Origin of the sequence: Luteolibacter sp., assembly GCF_039920825.1 — a bacterium.
Taxonomy (GTDB): domain Bacteria; phylum Verrucomicrobiota; class Verrucomicrobiia; order Verrucomicrobiales; family Akkermansiaceae; genus Luteolibacter.
In genome coordinates this window covers 26702-47088 of the sequence record NZ_JBDSCX010000046.1, presented here as the reverse complement: position 1 = coordinate 47088, position 20387 = coordinate 26702, and the positions used below count along the sequence as shown (strand labels likewise).

Genomic DNA, 20387 nt, shown 5'->3' with positions numbered 1-20387 from the left:
TGGTCATCCTGGCAACCGATTGACCTTCCTCCCGGGCCGAGGGGCCACCTTTCCATGTCTCCGGATAAACAAAGTGGCCCAACCTATCCAACAGGATGTTAGTCCGCAAGGCTTGGCCCAAATGGAGGGGACAGAATTATCAGCACCTTTCCCGCCTGGCGGGGTGCGATAGCCGCTCATCGCGCGTTCATTTTTAACCCGTTGAATGGATTCCTCTGGCCATGAGGCGAGGAATAGGTCAGTCAGAAGAAGCGGGTTAGAACAGCTCATACAATGAATCAAATCCATGAAACAGCAGAACGATTGACTTCGCGACGTCTGGCCCCGTTCACGCTATTGGCCACAGGTATTCTGATCGGTTTTCTATCCGGCTACTATCTGGCACCTCATGCCATAGACCGTGATGGAGGCACTTCCCACCCGAGAGGGGCGGTCGCCAGCGATGCCGGGGAGAACTCGCGAGGCCGCCGGATTTCAGACTCGCAGGGAGACAAATCACCTAATGGATCGCGATCCATTTCCAAGGCCGAGTCGAGGGGATTTGCAGAGTCCGTGCGCGCCATCTTCCGCGAGACAAGCGAAGAGCGGCGGCTGGCGATGTTCGAAAAAATGTTGGATAAGTTGAGCGTGGAGCAATACGCCGATGTGGTGGCGCTGGTCCGGGAAAATGATCTGCGGGGGAGCGACACGGGCTACGAGTGGTCCAAGCTTTGGTCCAGCTGGGGAAGGCGCGATCCTGCCGCCGCGTTCGAATTCATCAAGAATCAGGATTGGAGCGGCTGGGACCCGATAGCCCTTGAGGAAGCAAAAAGCAGGGCGCTCACCACTTGGTCACAGGGCGATCTGGAACAGGCCCGGCGCTTCGTAGAGGGAGGCAATGCCGAGCGCCCGACAGTTTACGGGTTGATGCGCGGTTGGTCGGATACCGATCCCTACGAGGCAGCGAAATGGCTATCCAAATCCGGTTTGGGAATGGCAGAGGACTACAAGGCGGTGGTGGAAGCGATCAGCCGGAAGGGCGGCACGGAATCACTCGAATCGTGGTTTTCAACACTCGACCAGAATGAGATTTCGGCACGGGATAAAAACGGCTTCGCTCAGGAAATCGCTCATGTGAAGCAGGAATACGAGCCGGAAAAGGCCGCCGCGTGGGTGGAGCAACATTCGGGTGAAGCTTGGTTGGAAGATAGCGGAATCGTTCAGAGCACAGCCCGTGCTTTCGCATCACGTGATCCAGAAGGTGCGATGAAATGGGCTGAAAAAGCCGGGCTTGAAAGCGCCGCCACCACGGCGATGGGGACTTGGGTCCAGCAAGATCTCCCAGCCGCCAGCGCGTGGTTGAGCGAAAATTCCCAGAATCCCGTTTATGCCCAATCTGCCGATATGGTGTTGAGCTATCTGCAGCACCACGACCCTGCGGCGGCTAAAACCTGGGCGGAAAGCCTTCCTAACCAAGCTATGCGAAACCGCATGCTCGATCAGTTACAGAACAAATGACCGCAGGCCCGGCCAGGCACGGAGCGCTGGCATTAGTTCAATAGCCTTTAAGGATAGAATAGGGACGCTTCACTCTTGATCCCGGGCGGGATCTCGGCGATTTACCCGGGTTCAAATGTCCATCAGGATTCGACCCCGGCAGAGGGTCGCAGAAAGCTGAGGGGCCACTGCTGATAGACAGACTACCTTTTGAGAGAGGATAAGTGGAAATCCATGACGAGTCGCATTCCTTACCGAGTTTCTATCGGAAGCCCACCGTGGCAAACGCGTGGATTTACCTTGGCTGAGCGGAACCGCTGAAGGCTTGCGGGCAGTTTGGACAGAAGCGAACGCGACATGATCCGACGGGGTGAAACCCGGTGCTGCAGGCCTGAATTAAGCGCTCCGAGGCGAGCACTTGTAGTTCGTATTCTGATCGAAGGATGGAGGTGCTGGGATGAAATATTGGCACACTTTTCCCAAGAAAAAACGACGTGGTCTCGAATCCAGCAATGAGTTGCCCTCGGATTTCCGATCATCCGGGCTGGCAATGGGGCATTTCACCTTTTAGAGTTCGCCAGTCCGATGAAGTTGTGGCCGATTTTCCCCATTCTCCTGCTTACCCAGCAGTCGGTGGTGCTTGGTCAGGGAGCGGCCGAGTCATTGAAAAAGGGCGATTCGGCACTGAATGACGGACTTTGGGAGGTCGCCGAGCTGCATTTCAGGGATTCTCTGGCGGATCACACGCTGACAGCCGAATTGAAATCGCAGGTCATGGTCCGGCTGGCCGAAGCGTTGATTCACGAGGGAAATCTGTCGGAAGCGCTGGATCTGCTCGGACAATCGGTCGCGGCGGTCCATCCCGAAGCATCGTTTTGGAAAGCGCAGGCACTGGCCGGGCAACTCAATTTCAACGAAGCCATTGCGATTTTTTCACAAATTCTCGCAAAATCGGACTCACCCCACCTGATCGAGGCGGGACTCACGCAGGCCAGCTTGCAGTTGGCACTCGGGCAGCAGGATGCGGCCTTGGCGACTCTGGCAAATCTGATCCCGGAGGCCGATGCGGCGACGGTGGTGAAAATCCACCTCTATCAGGTGGAGATTTTCATCGATCTCGGCCGCACGGAGGACGCACGCCAGGCGATGCCGGCCAAAGCGTCAATCGCAGCAGCGGATCGTCCTGTCGCGGAATTTCTCGAAGCCCAGCTCCAGCTCAAGGAGGGTCACCCCGATGTCGCCGAGGCCGGTTTTCAATTGCTCATCAACAAGTCGTTGACCGGCCATCAGGGACTTCCCCTCCTCCGTTATCACGCCGCCGCGATCGGACTGGCGGATGCGATCCAGGCGCAGGGCGATCCGGAAGTGGCGGCGAAATCCTTGCTGGATTTCATCCAAGACAATCCGGACTCACCTTTGCTGGACGCCATGTTTTCCCGCATCTTGCAATGGCTGCCTGAGAAGCCCACTGCTACAGATCCAATTTTGGAACGCATCGACCAATGGATCACTGACCCGAATCTGCGCTTCCCACCCATTCTGCGTCCCACCTCGGTCTCGCTCACTCCGGGAGCCTCAGACACCACCGCCGTGTCCGCGTGGCCTTTCAGTACCGAGTCCGTCGAACAGAAGGACCTGCTGGCCTACTCGCTCTATACCAGTGCCGTCGGACTCCACCGCATCGCCACCCCCAAGGCACAGGCGGATTCCCGGAGCTTGCTCAATCGCCTGCGGGTGGAAGCTCCCGATCATTTCCTGACCAACCGGGCTCTCTATCAACTCGCACGTTGGAATCTTGACGAAGGCAAGGTGGATCTCGCGTTTCCGATTCTCGATACCCTCCGTGATACCGCTAAATCACCAGCGTTGAAAGGACAGTCGGCATTTCTTGAAGCCCGTGTCTCCTATCAGAATGGCGATCCCGCGAAGGCCGCACGGCTTTTCGAGGAGGCCGCGAAATCCCTAACCGGTTCGGATGCCCGTAACGCCAGACTGCATGAGGCCATTTCCCGGATCCGGAGTGGCGTGGCGAACGGAACCACCCTTATCCAGCTCCAGGGCAATCCTCCGGACAAGGAACTCGAAGCCGATTTGGAACTGGAACGCGCGCTCGCCACCACACCGCCGGATGCAGCCCGAACGGCGCTTGATGGATTTCTCACCCGGTTTCCCGATCACCCGCGTGCTGCGGAAGCCCGGCTTGCGGCGGCGGAAGCAGCCTTGGCCAGCACGACGCCTGATCTCTCGTTTGCCACAGCCCAACTCGACACGCTGGCTGCCGCGCCGGAAAAGGCGGATAAACTTCCCCCAGCCCGGATTGCCCTAGCCCGCCTGCGCATCGCGGATTTGTCGAATGACTCGGCTGCAACCACCGCCGTCGCCCAATCGATCATCGACAGCTATCCCACCCAACCGGAGGCGGCCGAGGCCAAGTTCACCCTCGGCAGGAAACTGTTCCAAGCCGGTAACTACAATCCCGCGCGCCTGCTGCTTGAGGATCTGGCAGCGAAGGGCACCGACCCCAATCGCGCCCAGGCCGCATTGCTGCTGGCCGCCCGTTCCGCCGCGCTCGGTGGTACCGAAGCCTCGAAGAAAGAAGCATTGATCCTCTTTGACAATGCGATCAAATCCGCCGGCCCCCTCACGTCCATTGCCAACTTGGAAAAATCCCGCCTGCTCATCGACATGTCCCGGCCCGACGAGGCGGCGCGGTTCCTCGGTGAATGGACCGTCAAACTTGCAGCGGATGATCCGTTGCGACTTCCCGCCGGACTTTTGTTAGGCGAGGCGCTTTCGGACCGGGGAAACTCGGATCCCGCGTCGCTTGCCGAGGCTCTTGCCGTTTACGACAAGCTGCTCGCCCAGGCGGAATCCCATCCCGCGTTGCTGAACCGACTGCAATACCTGCGTGGCAGAACGCTGGAACTGATGCCCGACGAAAAGGATCCTACCAAGAAGCGGGAAAAACAGGCATTCCAAGCCTATCACTCGGTTCTGGAAACCACTACTCCGCCGGCGGAATGGGAATACTTCGAACTCTGCGGATTTCGGGCTCTGGAACTTCTCATCAAGGCGGAACGCTGGCAGGCAGCTATCAACGTCGCCAAACAAATCGCATCTTTCAAAGGACCGGGCGCCGAAGATGCCGCCGCCCGCGCCCGAGAAATCCAGCTCAAGCAAATGCTCTGGGAGGACTAGCAGAAATATTTTCCCAACACCGAATACCGAAATGCCAAACCTTCTCGTTACTGGAAAATCCGGCCGCATGGGCCAGTCCGTCATCGAAGCCGCCCGCCAGGCAGACGTTGCCGTCACTGCCACGCACGATGCCGGCGAAAATCTCGACGCCGCCATTTCAAAGGCGAGCTGCGCGATTGATTTTACGATCCATTCGTTCACCACCACGCTTGTCGAAGCCGCTCTGAAACACGGCACCAGCCTGGTCATCGGCACCACCGGCCACACCGACGAGGAGCGCGCCGTCATCTACGATGCGGCGAAATCCATCCGCATTGTTTACGCCGCCAACTATTCCGTCGGCGTCAACACGCTGTTCTGGCTGACCCGCCACGCAGCGCGCATCCTCACGCAGGACCGCTTCGACATCGAGGTCACTGAGATGCACCACAAGCACAAGATCGATGCTCCTTCCGGCACCGCCAGAAGGTTGTTGGAAATCCTCAACGAGGAAACAGCGACCTCCTACAAGGACGATGTCGCCCATGGCCGCTTCGGCAATATCGGCCCGCGCACGCCGCGGGAAATCGGCATGCACACACTCCGCGGCGGCGACGTCGTCGGCGACCACACCGTGCTTTTCGCAGCCGATGGCGAACGCGTCGAACTCACCCACAAGGCATCCTCACGCATGACCTTCGCCGCCGGTGCCGTCCGCGCGGCCTGCTGGCTGGAAAGCCAGCCGGTCGGGCTCTACGACATGCAGGACGTCCTCGGTCTGACGTGAGATCATCATTGATAGAAAGAATTGATTCATGCGCATCATTTTCACCCTGCCCCTGCTGTTCGCCCTAACAGCATGCGATCCGTCGTCCTCGAAACCGGTGACTCCGCCTCCTGTGGAAACTCCGGTGGCGCCCTCCACAGTCGAGGTCCCCGCTCCGGTGGAAATCAAGAACTCGGTGGTGCGCATCAATTCGACCCAGCAATCCTGGAATCCCGCGCAGCCTTGGGAAAAGGACGAGCCCCGCCAGCGCCGGGCACTGGCGGCGATTGTAGGTCCGAAGCGCGTGATCACGACCTCTGAAATGGTGGCGGACGCGACCTATTTGGAATTCGAATCCCCCGATGGCACTCATTTCGCGCAAGCAAAGGTCATCGCGGTGGATTACGAGGCGAACCTCGCCTTGCTGGGTCCGGCCGACGAGGCGGAAGGAAACACATTGTTTGAAAAAACCGTGCCGCTGGCGCTAACGGAACCGCCGAAGATCGGCGATACACTCGACGTCCTGCAGATCGAGGACAACGGACTCGCGCTCCTGACACCGGGCAATCTCCGGAGCATCGACATCACCTCGAATTTCCTCCCCGGCCACGGTTTTCTAACTTACCGGGTCAAGGCCTCGATGCAAAGCGCGGCGAGCAGCTACTCGCTGCCGGTGCTCAAGGATGGAAAGCTCACCGGCGTACTCATCAGCTATGACTCGAAGGACCAGATCTGCGACGTAGCGTCCACCGACATTCTCTCCCGATTTCTCAAAGCCGCCATCGCCGGAGATTACAAGGGATTTCCGAGCCTCGGCATCTCCATCGCCCGCACCGAGGACACGTCGTTCCGCCAGTGGCTCAAGCTCAAGGATGACCAGGGCGGCCTCTACGTTCAAGCCGTTCGCAAGGGTGGCGCCGCCGAACTCGCCGGGGTGAAAAAGGGCGATGTCATCCTCACAATCGACGGCCATTCCATCGACCGCCGCGGTTACTATCAGCACTCGAACTACGGCAGCGTTTTCTGGGGGCACCTCGTCCGCGGGGAAAAATCCGCAGGCGACATCATCTCGCTTTCCGTGCAGCGCGACGGCCAGCCGTTGGAAATCAAGGCAACGCTGACCCGCGAGGAAGAGAGCTCCAAGCTCGTGCCCGGTTACACCTTCGGCAAGGCCCCCAACTTCCTGATCAAAGGCGGCTTGGTTTTCCAGGAACTCACCCGACCATTGTTAGAGGCGTATGGCAAGGACTGGCAGAGCCGCGCTCCACTTGATTTCCTGGACGCCATGGAGAATCCCGAGAAATACGAGGACAGGATGGAACGCGTGATTTTCCTCAGCGGCTCCATCCCCACACCGGCGACGGTTGGCTATGAAAGCCTGCGCAATCTCATCGTCCGCAAGGTGAACGGCAAGGACATCCGGGACATGAAGAGCCTCATCGACGCCTTCAACGGGAATCTGGGAGAACTCCATTCCATCGAGTTCGACGAAGAGGATTTCAAGGTCTATCTGGACGACGCGGTGGCCACCGAAGTGGATTCACAACTGCTCAAGCGCGGCATCGACCGGCTTTCGCGGGCGGAGTGATATCGACCTCACCCTGGTGCCGGGACACCGCGCCAGAGTGACCCGGCCAACTCGTCCCAGGTGCGACAATTTCTCGCGCTGTCCGGAGAACTGAGGACAGGAATCGCGGGCCGTTTTTCCCGGGAATCCTTTGATTTTCAAGCATCCGGGCGGCAATGCGGGATCTTTGCACGCATCCTGCGAAAGGGTGGATGAACCATACATCCACCAACAATGAACTTCATCCAACGATACCAACCCGCACTCTCCTGGGCCAAAGAACTCGACCGATTCTTCGATCGCAACGTGTTCAACGCCGGCCCGCTGTCCGCCGCTCCCCGCGAGTCATTCCATGAGTCCGAAGACGCCTGGATATTGCGCCTCGATCTGCCCGGATATGCCAAGCCGGATGTCACCCTGACAGTCACCGACCGCACCTTGCAGCTCAAAGCGGAGACGCCCGCTGACCGCCCGTTCGGCGGAAAAACCGAACATCAATGGAAGCTCGGAGACGATGTGAACGAGTCCGCAATTTCGGCAAAACTGGAAAACGGCGTGCTCGAACTCACCATTCCGAAACGTCCCAAAGTCGAAGTGAAACCGATCAACATCGAAATCAAATAACCTTCCGAAAAACCAACACCTACCATCCACTTATGAATACTTGCGATTGCCCCACCGAAGCCACTCCCGCCAAAGAGCTTGATGAAATCGTCACCCGGCCTCGTTTCAACACTACGGAAGACGAGAACGGAGTAACCCTGCATATCGCCCTGCCAGCGGTTTCGAAGGAGGATCTGAAGCTAACACTTCACGAGTCCGGCCTGAGAATCGAAGCCCGCCGCGCCGATGCGATTCCTGAAACTTGGAAAACCCATCGCGACAATGGTGTCGCCCGCCGCTACGGCTTGGAGCTTCGCCTAACCCGGCGTTTCGACGGAACCAAGGCCACCGCCACGCTCGACTCGGGCGTCCTCACCCTGCGCGTGCCGGTCCGGGAGGAAGCCAAACCACGACAGATCGAGGTGAACTGAATTTTCCTGGTTGATTGATTGAAACACAACCGGCTTGCGGAACAGTGCGATGGCATTGCCCCACAGGCCGGTTTTGTTGCGTTTACGATCAACGGGAATATCGATCCAGAAAATCGATTGCCTGGTTCACCGCATCGGCAGGGAACAAAAACGTAGCGACGTGATCCCGGCCGTAGATCCAGTAGATTTCATGAGGCACGTCGTGATTTTCCAATGCCTCGATCATCGCCCACGCCTGCTCGCGAGGGACCAATTTGTCCTCGACGGCATGATAGATGAATGTCGGCGGACTTTGGCTGGAGATGTAGTTCACGGGTGACGCCTCGGCGAACCGTTGCGGAACCTCCTGTTTGGTTCCACCGAGAAACTGCGGTACCAGATCGCCGCCCGGATAGAGTGCGAGGTTCCCCGGCGTTCCACCTGCCACGACCGCCCGGATGTCGTTCTCCGTGTATGCGGTCATCGCCGCCAGATATCCTCCGGCGGAATAACCGAACGACGAAATCCGGGTCGGGTCGATCCCCTGCTCCGCGGCGTGGACATGCAGCCATTTCACCGCCTCCCGCATGTCGTCCACCGGAGCGGGATAGATATATTTTGGAGCCAGTCGATAGGTGACATTGAGAACGAAATAGCCACGCCTCGCCAATTGCTTCGCGATCGGTTCCATCTGCCAGCGTCCGTCCTTTCCCGTCCATCCGCCGCCATGAATGAGTAGCACCGCCGGGGACAATCCCATGGCATGCGGTCGATAGAGATCACCCGGGATTTTCTCCGGCCAGTTTCGAGGAGTGTAAATGATGTTTCGGGTAACCGTGTAACCTCTCTCCACCGAAGTGGTTTGACCGAGGTTCAGGGTGCCGATGGGATTCGCACAACCTACGACAAGAAGCACGGGAACAACAACAAAGGTTGAAATGATAAATTGCCGCATTCCGACCACTCTAGCCCGGAATCGTGAAACGCAAACACCGGATCCGATTCCGCAATCCGCGAATCCCTCGCGCAAGCTGCTTCAACTAGCAGTTCAAGTCGTTCAGGTCGCCCTTGGCATCGACCGGCGCTTCGTCGCGGACTTCCCATGTCGCGTCTTTTTTGATTTCCAGCACGGAATCGTATTTGAGCCGCGATTCGCCGTTTTTTGACAGAATCACCACCCCGATTCCCTGTTGGGAAAGCATGTCCATGATGCCCGCGATCTGGTTTTTCGCGAGGGAACTGCCGGGACGATCCATGAAAACGAAAGCGGGTTTCGCGATGAATATCCGGGCCATCGAGAGCAAATGTTGCTCACCGATCGACAACATGTCGTCCCAGTTCTGATCGGCATCAAATCCATTCGCACGGGCGACCACGTCGTTGACACCCAAGCTGACCAGAATGCCCATGATCACCGCATCGGGGACCACTTTTTCCATGCCGGTCCTAACGAGAAGTTCTCGCAACGTTCCGGGCGGAAGATAAGGACGCTCTGGCAGGAAAAGAATTTCGTCGAGGCTCGGACGGATGATTTGTCCTCCGCCGCATTCCCAGATTCCGGCGGTGGCCCGGAAAAGCGCCACTTTCGCAGCCTCGTCGGTCCCGCTCACCAGCCAGCGGGTGCCGCGGGGAATCTCGACATTCAGGTTGAGGACAAGTTCACGCGATTTGTCCGCCGAGTGAAGGGTGACATTCTGATAGGCCACACGATCGGGCGACTCTTCCACGTTGATCGTGCATGGGGTGATCTGGTTTGCTTTCTCAATCGCATCCTGCAGCGTATGCAGCCGGGCGGTCACGGCGGTGAATGCGGAGATCGACTGGAACTGCGTCACGATCAGCGAGAACGCGCCTAACAAAGTGGCGAACGCCATCGTGGACTGGGTGATGACCCCGAACTCTTTTTCTCCCCAGATGAACATCGGCGCGATGATCAGCGCCGGGATGATCTGGATGAAATAGTTGTAGCCGTTGGTGAAAAAACCGAGGTTGCGGTTGATGCGGATCAAGCGCCGGAAATTTCCAGTTAGAGCATCGAGTCGTTTGTTCAAACGCACCTTGAACCGTCCTTCACGGTGGGCCAGCGCGATCGACTCGGCATTTTCCCGCACATGGATCAGATCCGCGCGGAAGTTGGCCTCCATGTCGAGCTGGTTGTAGTTTAAGCGGATCAATGGTTTCCCCAGAATGATTGTTAGAACCGATCCGCAAATCGCGTAAGTCACCGCCACACCGAACAGAAACGGGCTGATGCTCCACAAGACTCCGGAGAAGGAAATCGCCGTCATCAGACCGTTCACGATCAACAAGGTGAACGAAAGTGTCGTCGTCGTGAAGGCCCGCACGTCGTCCGCGATCCGTTGGTCCGGGTTCGCCACGAGATGGGAGGAATCCAGGCGGTAGTAGGTTCGATCCTTCAGATAAGCATCCGTCAGGCGTCGCGTCAGTTGCTCGCGCCACAGGATACCGAGGCGCTCCTCGGTGAAACGGTAGAATACAACCACTACCGTGGAGGCGAGGAAAACCCCGACATAGAGCAGCGCCTGGTGCTTGAAGATATCCAGTCTCTTGTTCTCGATCGCCGACATGAAATCCCGGCCAACGTAACTGTTGAGCACGTTCAAGCCGTTGATCGCGAACATCAGAAGCACCAGCGTCACCGCAAACATCAGCGCTTTGGGGCCTTGCTTCGACCTCGCGAGCATCCGCAATACGCCCCGGAATCGCTTCCAGGTCAGGCGGATGATTTGGAGTTTCTCGTTGGGCATTCGGGAGGAAAGGCTATGTCCGGGGCAATCCGATAATACGGAAAGCTTAACAATCTCTTGCGGGTGAGATGGCAAAATCCCCCGGTAATAGCAAAGCCAATCGACCTTTTTACGGGAAAAACCAGGTTCCCCGGCTCCCGTAATCCGGGATTCCCGACCGTCCGCGGGACCAAATCCGGCGGATTCTTCATATTTCACCCGGTTTGTCGCAAAAAAGTCACCATCGGCCATTTGCCCGAAACCCCTTGATGATTCATCGTCCTTAAGTAGTTCGACCCGTTGGAAATGCTTGGTTTATGAAGACGGGGAAGGACTCCTGAAAACTAACAACAATCCCCGCGAAGCCTTATGATGACAAGCCGAAACGCCGCTCATCCCGGGTGCTGGCACGGGGGCTGCTACCCTGATAAACGACACCCATACAATGCATATGAACATTACCGAACACCACACACCATACCCCGACATCAGTAGCGTGCCGTCCGAGTTGTCCTTCGAGGACGTCTGGGACGGCGAAGCAGTGTCGGACCTGATTCGCTCCAAGTGCGATCACGGGGAAACTCCCGCCTTCCTATTTTTGGGAAGGAAGGAAGCGGACCTGCTGAAAGAACATTTGGCGGAGACATTCGGAGAAGAATCTGTCGTGACCCTTCACGGCACCTACTACATGGGCCTCGACGTCGTCACCATCGATTGCGAGACCTTCCTCAGCACCGGCGGCCGCAAGGCGATCCGGACGTTGCAGGATCCGATGGCCCGCCGCCCCGCCTGGCGCGACCGCGACGTGGACGCTCTCTGGCAGTTCCGAATCTGAACGGCATCTTGTGACACCCGCTCTTCCTCAGGCAGGAGGAGCGGGCGTCTCAAGACCTTCAGCCGGACTTGCCGAAAGCGACCGACTTAAATCAAAGGCCCCCTCTTGCGAGGGGGCCTTTTTTCGTCCGCCGGTGGTTGTGCTGGCCACCGGAAGGCGCGCCCCGTAATTTCTCCGGCGATGAAAACAACCCTACTGCTTTTGCTGACCTGCGCCTTCGTTCCAAGCTTCTGTCTCGCAGCTCCGGAAGAGGCCAAGCCGAACACCCTCACCGACAAGGAAAAATCCGCCGGTTGGAAATTGCTGTTCGACGGCAAGAGTCTCGATGGCTGGCACAATTTCAAGAAGACCGATGTTAGACCCGGCTGGGTCGTAAAAGACGGCACGCTCGTCTGCGCCGATCCGCACGACGCGGGCGACATCGTGACTACCGAGCAGTTCGGGGCTTTCGAGCTGGATCTCGACTATAATATTTCCGAAGGCGGAAACAGCGGCATCATTTTCCACGTGACCGACGAGGGCGGCGCGGTGTGGGCGACCGGTCCCGAATTCCAGTTGGAGGACAATGCCAAGGCTGCCGATCCACAACGCTGCGGCTGGCTCTACGCGCTCTATCAGCCAGAGGTCGATGCCAAAACCGGCAAGATTCTGGATGCCACCAAATCCGCCGGCGAGTGGAACCACGTTCGTCTCGTGGTGAGTCCTGAGAAGTGCCTGCATGAGATCAACGGAGTGAAATACTTCGAATATGTGATGGGCAGCGAGGATTTCAAAAAGCGCGTGGCTGCTAGCAAATTCGGCTCTATGCCGTTGTTCGCCAAGTCGGGCAAAGGATATCTCGCCCTGCAAGGCGACCACGGTTCCATTTCCTTCCGCAATATCAAGGTGCGCCCACTCTGAGTCACCATGCTCGCCTTCTCATCCTGCTGGAACAACAGCCGCCACACGGACGGCGAACCGATGATTGAGGAAATCGTCGATCTCGGATTTTCCAACATCGAGCTGTCGCACGGGATGACCATCGCGAAGCTGCCGGGGATCAAGAAGGCCTATCAGCGCGGGCTTTTCACCTGCTCGGGGGTTCACAACTATTTCCCCTCGCCGGTCGAGGTGATGATCGACGCGCCGGACGCCTACGAGTTCACATCGCACCGGCCGTTCGACCGGCAGCGGGCGATGGACATGACGTTCCGGACTTTGGACATCGCGGCCGAATTCAAGGCGCAATACCTTGTTCTTCACATGGGCTCAGTGCCGATGAATCCGAAAGTCTGGACGAAGGCGCTGACGACCACGGTTTCGGAAGGCGGCCAGCGCAGGCCGGATTATATCAAGCAGAAGTTGGCATTCGTGAAGAAGCGGGAAAAAATCTCGCCTTTGTATTTCAATCGGGCCATCGAGGCGCTGACCACGATTGCCGAACGGGCGGCAGAGGTCGGGGTGAAACTGGCGGTGGAATCACGTTCGCGCTTCGAAGACATGCCGACCGAGCGCGAGATGGTCACCCTGCAAACGCATTTTGCGGACAACCCGTGGGTCGGCTACTGGCATGATTTCGGCCACGTCCAGTTGAAGCACAATCTCGGGCTGCTGGACCACGTCGAGTGGTTGGAAAAAATTTCCCCGCACCTGATCGGCGGGCATGTCCACGACGTCCAATGGCCGGCGCGAGACCATCGCACGCCGTTCAGCGGGACGTTGGATTATGGCGCGTTGTTGAAATTTTTCCCGGCGGACTGCCCGCTGATCTGGGAGCTGAGTCCGACCCGCGAGACGGCGGAAATCAAGGCGGCGCTGGTTCGCTGGAAGAGTGAATTTCCCGAGCGGACGTGATTCGTGGCAAGGAAATCAATCGACATTTCCGCGCCGCTGCTTCGTATTCCCGCCGTGCCGACTGTCCAACTCAAGTATCAAACGTTCCACCCCTCGATCTGGCCGAAGATGGTTGGCGAGGTTTCCCGCGATGCAACGCCGGGCGCATTTGTCCTCGTTCTGGGCAAGGAAGGCACGCCGTTCGGCTGGGGCTTGTGGAACCCGAAGTCGCGGATGCCACTACGGATCGTGAGCCACTCGCTGGAGGAACTTGAGGACGAGTCGTTTTTCGAAAACTCCATCCGCCGCGCGGCGAAACTGCGGCGCGAGATATTAAAACTGGATGGCGAAACCGACAGCTATCGGGCAATCCACGGCGATGCGGATTTCATGCCGGGCATCGTCGCGGACAAATTCGCGGACGTCCTGTCGGTGGAAATCACCAATCTGGCCGCGTGGCAGCGTCTGTCGAAATGGCTGCCGCTGCTGCACGAATGCTTCGACACAAAGCGTGTTGTCGTCGGAGTGGATGCCGATCTTGCGCGGATCGAAGGCATCCCGCGTTTCGGCGGTGTGGAGTCGGACAACGTGCGTTCGGTGAAAATCCGCGAGCACGGGATCCGCTACGAAATCGATTTCTCCGATGGACACAAGACAGGATTTTTCTGCGACCAACGGGACAATCGGAAAAAATTCGGCGCGCTGGCCGATGGCCGGACAGTGCTCGACCTTTGCTGTTATACCGGCGGCTTCGGAATTTCAGCAGCCCTCGCCGGAGCCACCGAAGTCACCGGCGTGGACCTCGACGAAACCGCCGTCGCGATGGCCAAGCGCAATTCCAATCTCAACAACGCGAAGGTAAAATTCACCCACGCCGATGCATTCACCTGGGCGCGGACGATGATTGAAAACGGCCGCACCTGGGACCTCGTCATCGCCGATCCACCGAAATTCATTCACGGCCGCGAAGACGACATCGGCACCGCGAAATACGCCGACCTCAACAAGCTCGCGCTGCAACTCGTCGCTCCGGAAGGACTCTATGTGACTTGTTCGTGCTCCGGCATGTTAGGAGCCGGTGAGTTCGAGCGCATCGTCACCGGTGCCGCTCACCGCCGCGACAAGCGGATGCAGATTTTCGATCGCACCGGCGCCGGTCCGGACCACCCCACCCTCTCCAATTATCCGGAGTCGCGTTACCTCAAGGTGCTGTGGTCGCGGGTGATTTGAGCAGAAACCCCATTGCGCAGAACTGCCCGATGGCCAGGCCTGCTAGATCGGCGAGCCAGTCGTAGAAATCCAGATGCCGGGTTTTTACGAATCCCTGTGAAAGCTCTTCCAAAGACAGGGCGATTAGAAGGACAAGGGTGGCAATCGTGATGAATCCCGCGAGTTTCCTCGAAGGAAACGCCAGGTTGCACAGGAACGACATTGTCCCTATCAGCCCAAGGTGGCCGACCTTGTCGCCATAGGGAAGGCGGTCAATGATCACCGACCACCACGGAGTCCCGTTTCCGCGGTCAGCGATCGCGACGATCCAGATAAAGAAGACGATGAAACCGGTCGCAGCGAGGACTGCCAGCGGGCGGCGGATGGATCTGACAGACTCAGTCATCGTCTTCACCTCAGTCTTCGATGCGGACCTTCTTCGGGTCCCAATCGATGGCGGGAATCTCCATATTGAGCTTCTTCAACGTATCGAGCATGATCCTCGCAACGCAGAGGTTGCGATACCACTTGCGGTCGGCAGGCACGACATACCACGGAGAATGCTCGGTGGAGGTTTTCGCGATGACGTCTTCATAGGCGGCCATGAACTCGCTCCAGCGGGCGCGATCCGCCAGATCGTCCGGATTGAATTTCCAATGCTTCGCCGGATTCTGGAGCCGCGACTCGAGGCGCTTCTTCTGCTCATCCTTGGAAATGTGCAGGAAAATTTTCACGATCGTCGTCCCCTCTTCCGCGAGCATCCGTTCGAACTCGACCACATGCCGCTGGCGGCGTTTCCAAACTTCATCCGGATAGATTTTCTTCACCCGCACGGCGATGATATCCTCATAGTGGCTGCGGTTGAAAATCACCATCTGCCCGGTGCTCGGCACCTTGGCGTGGACGCGCCAGAGGAAGTCGTGCGCGAGTTCCTCCTCGGTCGGTTTTTTGAATGAACGGACGTGAATCCCCTGCGGATCGATGCGTGAGAAAACGTGTTTGATGCAGCCGTCCTTGCCGCCGGTGTCCATCGCCTGCATCACCACCAGAATGCGGTGTTTGTTCTGCGCGTAGAGCACTTTTTGGAGCTGCTGGAGCTGGTCCTGCAAGTCATCGAACTGGGAATCGCACTCTTCCTTGTCACCCAGAAACAGCGCTTTCTCGCCACTGTCGTAGTTCCCGAAGTCCACCTTGGCCCCCGGTTTCACCCAATATCGTTCCAACGCTCCACTGACTGGCATGGCGTTTTATCCGCGCATTCCCATCCCGTGACAAGCCCCGACTCGGACAACCTGCGGCTTGTCACCAATTGAGGATTGAACGAAAGCCGATTGCGCGTTGTTCTTGGGCGATGTCGAGCCGCCCCAAGCCTGCGAAAAAAGCCATCGTCGCCGAAAACCTTTTCACGGCCCTGCACATCGGCGCGAGTTCGGTTTCCATGATGGTCGCGGAAAAGGCGGATGACGGAACACTTACGCCAGTCGATTTCCTCGAACAACCGGCACCGGTGGCGCGCGATATTTTCCGCAACGGCAATGTCAGTTCGTCCACCACCGAGCGCGTGGTTTCGATCATCAAGGGCTATCAGAAATCCCTCGCGGAACTCGGACTCGACCCGCACGGCGTCACCCGCGCCGTCGCCACCAACATCCTGAGCGAGGCCACCAACCACGAGACCGTCATGAACCGCATCCGCATCGCGTGCGGGCTGCGCATCGGCACCATCGACGACGGCGAGATGACCCGCCTGATCTATCTGAAAACGCGGCGGCGGCTTTTGAACATGCCAACCATGCGGAAGGACAACACGCTGGTGCTCCATGTAGGCCCTGGCAACACGCGGGCCCTGCTGTTTCAAAACGGCGGCATCACCCGCTACACCAGCTATCGGATGGGCACGCACCGCACCCGTGAAGCGGTGGACGGCTCGCATGCGGAAGGGTCCGCGATGCTGCGGGTGATCCGCGAGCATGCTTATGGAAATCTCGCGCAGATCCGCTTCGACTACTCCGATGTCACCGTGGACGGAATTATTTTGATCGGCTACGAGGTGCAGTCCGTCGCGTCGTTTCTCACCGGATCGAGTCAGGTTTGCACGGTTAAATCGATGCGTCAGTTCACAGCGGACGCAGCCAACATCAGCGATGTCGAATTGGTGAAACGTTTCCAGCTCGACTATCAGACCGCCGAGGCGCTGATTCCCTCGCTGGAGATCAACCTCGCCGTCGCGGAAACGCTGAAGCTCCACGATGTTCACATTCCGACCAGCGAATACGAACAGGGGTTGCTGCACGATCTCCTCGTCTCGCAGGAACTCACCGGGGCTTTCGCGGAGGAAGTCATCCGATCCGCACGCATCCTCGGCGAACGCTATCAGTCGGACCCGAGCCACGGCGAGCACGTCGGAAATCTCTGCAAACGGTTTTTCGACGCGCTGACTCATCTCCATCAGCTCACCGCACATGACGCGCTGCTGCTTCAGGTCGCCGCAATCCTGCATGAAGTCGGCACCTACGTCAGCCCGCGGGCCCACCACAAGCATTCGGAATATTTGATTTTGAACTCGGAGGTCTTCGGACTCGACCGGCTGGACGTCACCATCGTCGCGCTCGTCGCCCGCTATCACCGGCACTCCGGTCCTCGTCTCGATCACCCGAGTTATGCGGCGCTTAGCACCGACGACCGCATCCGCGTTTGCAAGCTCGCCGCGCTCCTCCGCGTCGCTGATGCACTCGAACGCACCCACGCCCAGCGGGTCGCGAATCTTGAAATCCGAGTCGAGTCCGGAGCCCTCCGCATCCGTCTTCCCGGCCTCGCCGATTCCGCAGTCGAACGTCTCGCCATGGCCTCAAAGGCCGATCTTTTCGAACAAGTTTTCGGCCTGAGCGTCGTCATTGACGAAGACAACTGACGGACTTCCTCCATTTTCTCCCCTACCGATCCCCATGTCCATTCCCTATCTCAACCGCGAGCTCTCCTGGGTCGAATTCAATCAACGAGTCCTGAACGAAGCTCTTCGCGATGACCTGCCGTTGTTAGAGCGGGTGAAATTCCTCGCCATCACCGCTTCCAACCTCGACGAGTTTTTCCAGGTCCGCATCGGCGGGCTGATGCTCATGCGCCGCAGCGGACGCAAAACTCCGGACGCCTCAGGACTAACACCCTCACGGAATCTCACCGTCCTGCGGCAGCGCATGCTCCAGATGCATGCGGAACAATACAGTCTTCTCACGGGTATCCTCGTTCCAGCAATGGAGAAAGCCGGCATCCACCCGCTTCACCCGCGGGAACTTACTGTCGAACAATCCGCACAGGTCGGCGCTACGTTCGAAGACTCCATTTTCCCGCTCCTAACACCCCTTGCGGTTGATCCGGACGTTGCGCCTCCCGTTGTGCCGGCGCTCCAAATCACCGTCGCCTGCCGGTTGTACGATCCTGAATCGCAGACCACCCGCTACGCCCTCATTCCAATCCCCGAAGCGCTGGGTCGCCGCGTGACTGTCACGATTGAAGGTGAAGGGCATGCGTTCGTCCTCATCGAAGATCTCGTTGCCAACCGCGCCGAGTTACTATTCCCGGGAGAAACCGTCACCGCCACCACAGCCTTTCGTGTGACCCGCAATGGCGACATCGCGGTGCAGGAGGAGGATGCCATCGATCTCGCGGGAGAAATGGAAGACGTCCTGACAGCACGCCGCTTCGCCGATACCGTCCGACTGGAACTCCGCTCGGATGCACAGCGCGACCTGGTTCGAGTCATCAAGGCAGTCACCGCTGCGACTCCGCAGGAAGTTTATCGGGTCGATGGCCCGCCGGGGCTAGCGTCGTTCATGGAGCTCGCGTTCCTAACTGGTTTCGACCACTTGCGCGATATCGACTGGCCTGCACAGAACTCGCCGTCCATCACGCCGGGAGTTTCGATGTTTGAAACCATCGCCGCGAACGACGTGCTGCTCCACCACCCTTACGAATCCTTCGAGCCGGTTCTCCGCCTCATCGAGGAAGCCGCGGAAGACCCGGACGTCATCGCCATCAAACAGGTTCTCTATCGGACGGCCAGGAAATCCCGCATCATCGACGCCCTGATCAAGGCCGCGGAAAACGGCAAGCACGTCACCGCCCTGGTAGAACTCAAGGCCCGCTTCGACGAAGCCCGCAATCTTGACCGCGCCGACGAACTCCAGCGCGCCGGTGCCCAGATCGTCTATGGAGTCAAGGGACTCAAGACCCACGCGAAAATCTGCCTGATCGTTAGACGCGAGTCCGGCCACCTCCGCCGCTACGTCCATCTCGGCACCGGCAATTACAACGAAACGACCTCCAGACTCTACACCGACCTTTCCTACCTCACCTGCAAGGCGGAGTATGGAAACGACGCGTCGCTGTTTTTCAACGCCGTCACCGGCCGTTCCAAACTCCTCCGTTTCCAACGTCTCATCCCCGCCCCCACCGCGATGAAGCCGACGTTGCTGGACCTGATCGCCAGCGAGGCGGAACGGGCAAAGCAAGGACTGCCCGCCCGCATCATCGGCAAGATCAACTCGCTTCAGGATCCGGAAATCATCAGCGCGCTCTACAAGGCCTCGCAGGCTGGAGTTGAAATCAAACTCAACGTCCGCGGCATCTGCTGCCTCAAGCCCGGCGACCCGAAGTATTCGAAAAATATCGAGGTCATCTCCGTGATCGACCGCTTTCTCGAACACGCCCGCCTCTTCTATTTCCACCAGGGTGGCGACGGAGAGGTTTACATCGCTTCGGCGGACTGGATGACGCGCAACCTCGAAAAACGTATCGAACTGATGATCCCTATCGAACAAGCCGCCCTGAAACGGCGACTTGTTAGAATCCTCGAAGCATTCTTCCAGGACAACACCCAGGCCTCCCGCCTGCTGCCCGACGGCACTTCGCAACGCATCGTCCGCGCCAAAGGGCAAAAGGCGTTCCGCGTCCAGGACCACTTCCATCAGCAAGCCCGTAAGACAGCCAGGGCCCGCGAGCACGAACGAGCCATGACCTTCGAGCCACACGTCCCGGCGGAGTGAGAGAAGAGGTTGATAGTTTATAGTTGATAGTGGAAAAGCTTTCTTCCTCTTTCTATCAACCATCGAACCCCAACCATCAACTTCTTCCAAATGCACATTCTCCTAGACCTCGACGGCACGCTCACCGATTCACGCCCGGGAATCATCACTTCCATCCAACACGCGCTCGCTGAAAACGGACTCCCCGTCCCTGCCTCCGATGATCTCCTGTGGTGTATCGGTCCGCCGATTCTGGAGAGTTTCAAAAAGCTCGTCGGCCCGGACTCACCGCAACTTTTCGAACCCACCATCAGAACCTACCGTGAACGATACGGCGCGGTCGGGCTGTTTGAAAACGCGGTCTATCCGGAAATCGAAAATGCCCTGATCGAACTCCTCGACCTCGGTCACACTCTCCACGTCGCCACCTCCAAGGCGGAGGTTTACGCGAAGCGGATCATCGACCACTTCGCGTTGGACAAATATCTCGTCACCGTGAACGGCAGCGAGCTGGACGGCACCCGCGCGAACAAGGCGGAACTCATCTCTTTCATCCTTGAGCGCGAGGAAATCGCAAAAACGGACGTCGTCATGATCGGCGACCGCGAACATGACATCATCGGAGCACGCAAGAACGGCATCCCCGCCATCGGTGTCCTCTGGGGCTACGGCACCGGTGCCGAACTGATGGAGTCCGGCGCGATCGCCTGCGTCCGCACACCAAGGCTGTTAGCCGATGCGCTGGCTGCCATCCGCTAAGGGGT

General features: G+C 58.4%; 17 protein-coding genes. 13 read left to right on the top strand and 4 right to left on the bottom strand.

The genetic code is table 11. From position 1 onward, the window contains the following. The first annotated feature begins 273 nt into the window (after positions 1-273). The 6 genes from ABIQ96_RS15045 (at position 274) to ABIQ96_RS15020 (ending at position 8020) form a co-directional block, all read left to right on the top strand. The gene (locus ABIQ96_RS15045) at positions 274-1497 is read left to right on the top strand and encodes a hypothetical protein (protein WP_348215432.1); all 1224 of its coding nucleotides are present in this window, start codon (positions 274-276) and stop codon (positions 1495-1497) included. 564 nt (positions 1498-2061) lie between these two features. Beyond that, complete coding sequence (locus ABIQ96_RS15040) at positions 2062-4674, top strand: tetratricopeptide repeat protein (RefSeq protein WP_348215431.1); 2613 nt, start codon at positions 2062-2064, stop codon at positions 4672-4674. Positions 4675-4705: 31 nt separating this feature from the next. Continuing rightward, positions 4706-5440, top strand: a complete 735-nt coding sequence (dapB, locus tag ABIQ96_RS15035; protein WP_348215430.1) for a 4-hydroxy-tetrahydrodipicolinate reductase — start codon at positions 4706-4708, stop codon at positions 5438-5440. A 28-nt stretch (positions 5441-5468) separates the two neighbouring features. Further along, complete coding sequence (locus tag ABIQ96_RS15030) at positions 5469-7007, top strand: PDZ domain-containing protein (protein ID WP_348215429.1); 1539 nt, start codon at positions 5469-5471, stop codon at positions 7005-7007. A 213-nt stretch (positions 7008-7220) separates the two neighbouring features. Next, entirely contained in the window at positions 7221-7610 is a 390-nt protein-coding gene (locus ABIQ96_RS15025) for an Hsp20/alpha crystallin family protein (protein ID WP_348215428.1), read from the top strand. Positions 7611-7642: 32 nt separating this feature from the next. Next, positions 7643-8020 carry an Hsp20/alpha crystallin family protein gene (locus ABIQ96_RS15020; RefSeq protein WP_348215427.1) on the top strand — a complete coding sequence of 126 codons (378 nt, stop codon included), beginning with the start codon at positions 7643-7645 and terminating at the stop codon, positions 8018-8020. An 88-nt stretch (positions 8021-8108) separates the two neighbouring features. Here ABIQ96_RS15020 and ABIQ96_RS15015 read toward each other — a convergent pair whose 3' ends face one another. Further along, entirely contained in the window at positions 8109-8915 is an 807-nt protein-coding gene (locus tag ABIQ96_RS15015) for an alpha/beta hydrolase (protein WP_348215426.1), read from the bottom strand. A 124-nt stretch (positions 8916-9039) separates the two neighbouring features. Beyond that, entirely contained in the window at positions 9040-10767 is a 1728-nt protein-coding gene (locus tag ABIQ96_RS15010) for an SbmA/BacA-like family transporter (RefSeq protein WP_348215425.1), read from the bottom strand. A 430-nt stretch (positions 10768-11197) separates the two neighbouring features. Between ABIQ96_RS15010 and ABIQ96_RS15005 the strand changes: the two genes are divergently transcribed. The 4 genes from ABIQ96_RS15005 (at position 11198) to ABIQ96_RS14990 (ending at position 14623) form a co-directional block, all read left to right on the top strand. Beyond that, positions 11198-11581 carry a hypothetical protein gene (locus ABIQ96_RS15005; RefSeq protein ID WP_348215424.1) on the top strand — a complete coding sequence of 128 codons (384 nt, stop codon included), beginning with the start codon at positions 11198-11200 and terminating at the stop codon, positions 11579-11581. 180 nt (positions 11582-11761) lie between these two features. Beyond that, positions 11762-12481 (top strand): DUF1080 domain-containing protein, encoded by a 720-nt coding sequence (locus tag ABIQ96_RS15000; protein WP_348215423.1) that lies wholly within the window; start codon positions 11762-11764, stop codon positions 12479-12481. A gap of 6 nt (positions 12482-12487) precedes the next feature. Continuing rightward, positions 12488-13414, top strand: a complete 927-nt coding sequence (locus tag ABIQ96_RS14995; RefSeq protein WP_348215422.1) for a sugar phosphate isomerase/epimerase — start codon at positions 12488-12490, stop codon at positions 13412-13414. A gap of 3 nt (positions 13415-13417) precedes the next feature. Further along, the gene (locus ABIQ96_RS14990; protein WP_348215421.1) at positions 13418-14623 is read left to right on the top strand and encodes a class I SAM-dependent rRNA methyltransferase; all 1206 of its coding nucleotides are present in this window, start codon (positions 13418-13420) and stop codon (positions 14621-14623) included. On the opposite strand, the gene ABIQ96_RS14985 is transcribed toward ABIQ96_RS14990, so the two are convergent. Both ABIQ96_RS14985 and ABIQ96_RS14980 read right to left on the bottom strand, forming a co-directional pair. After that, positions 14595-15008, bottom strand: a complete 414-nt coding sequence (locus ABIQ96_RS14985; protein ID WP_348215420.1) for a VanZ family protein — start codon at positions 15006-15008, stop codon at positions 14595-14597. The two genes, ABIQ96_RS14990 and ABIQ96_RS14985, sit on opposite strands and share 29 nt — an antisense overlap. Before the next feature lie 10 nt (positions 15009-15018). Then, on the bottom strand, positions 15019-15843 hold the full coding sequence (locus ABIQ96_RS14980) for a PPK2 family polyphosphate kinase (RefSeq protein WP_348215419.1): 825 nt from the start codon (positions 15841-15843) through the stop codon (positions 15019-15021). Positions 15844-15953: 110 nt separating this feature from the next. Between ABIQ96_RS14980 and ABIQ96_RS14975 the strand changes: the two genes are divergently transcribed. The 3 genes from ABIQ96_RS14975 to ABIQ96_RS14965 all read left to right on the top strand — a co-directional run bounded on the left by ABIQ96_RS14975 (position 15954) and on the right by ABIQ96_RS14965 (position 20382). Next, the gene (locus ABIQ96_RS14975) at positions 15954-17513 is read left to right on the top strand and encodes an HD domain-containing protein (protein WP_348215418.1); all 1560 of its coding nucleotides are present in this window, start codon (positions 15954-15956) and stop codon (positions 17511-17513) included. A 34-nt stretch (positions 17514-17547) separates the two neighbouring features. After that, complete coding sequence (ppk1, locus tag ABIQ96_RS14970) at positions 17548-19644, top strand: polyphosphate kinase 1 (RefSeq protein ID WP_348215417.1); 2097 nt, start codon at positions 17548-17550, stop codon at positions 19642-19644. Between the two features lie 90 nt (positions 19645-19734). Beyond that, positions 19735-20382, top strand: a complete 648-nt coding sequence (locus ABIQ96_RS14965) for an HAD hydrolase-like protein (protein WP_348215416.1) — start codon at positions 19735-19737, stop codon at positions 20380-20382. The last annotated feature ends 5 nt before the right edge of the window (positions 20383-20387 follow it).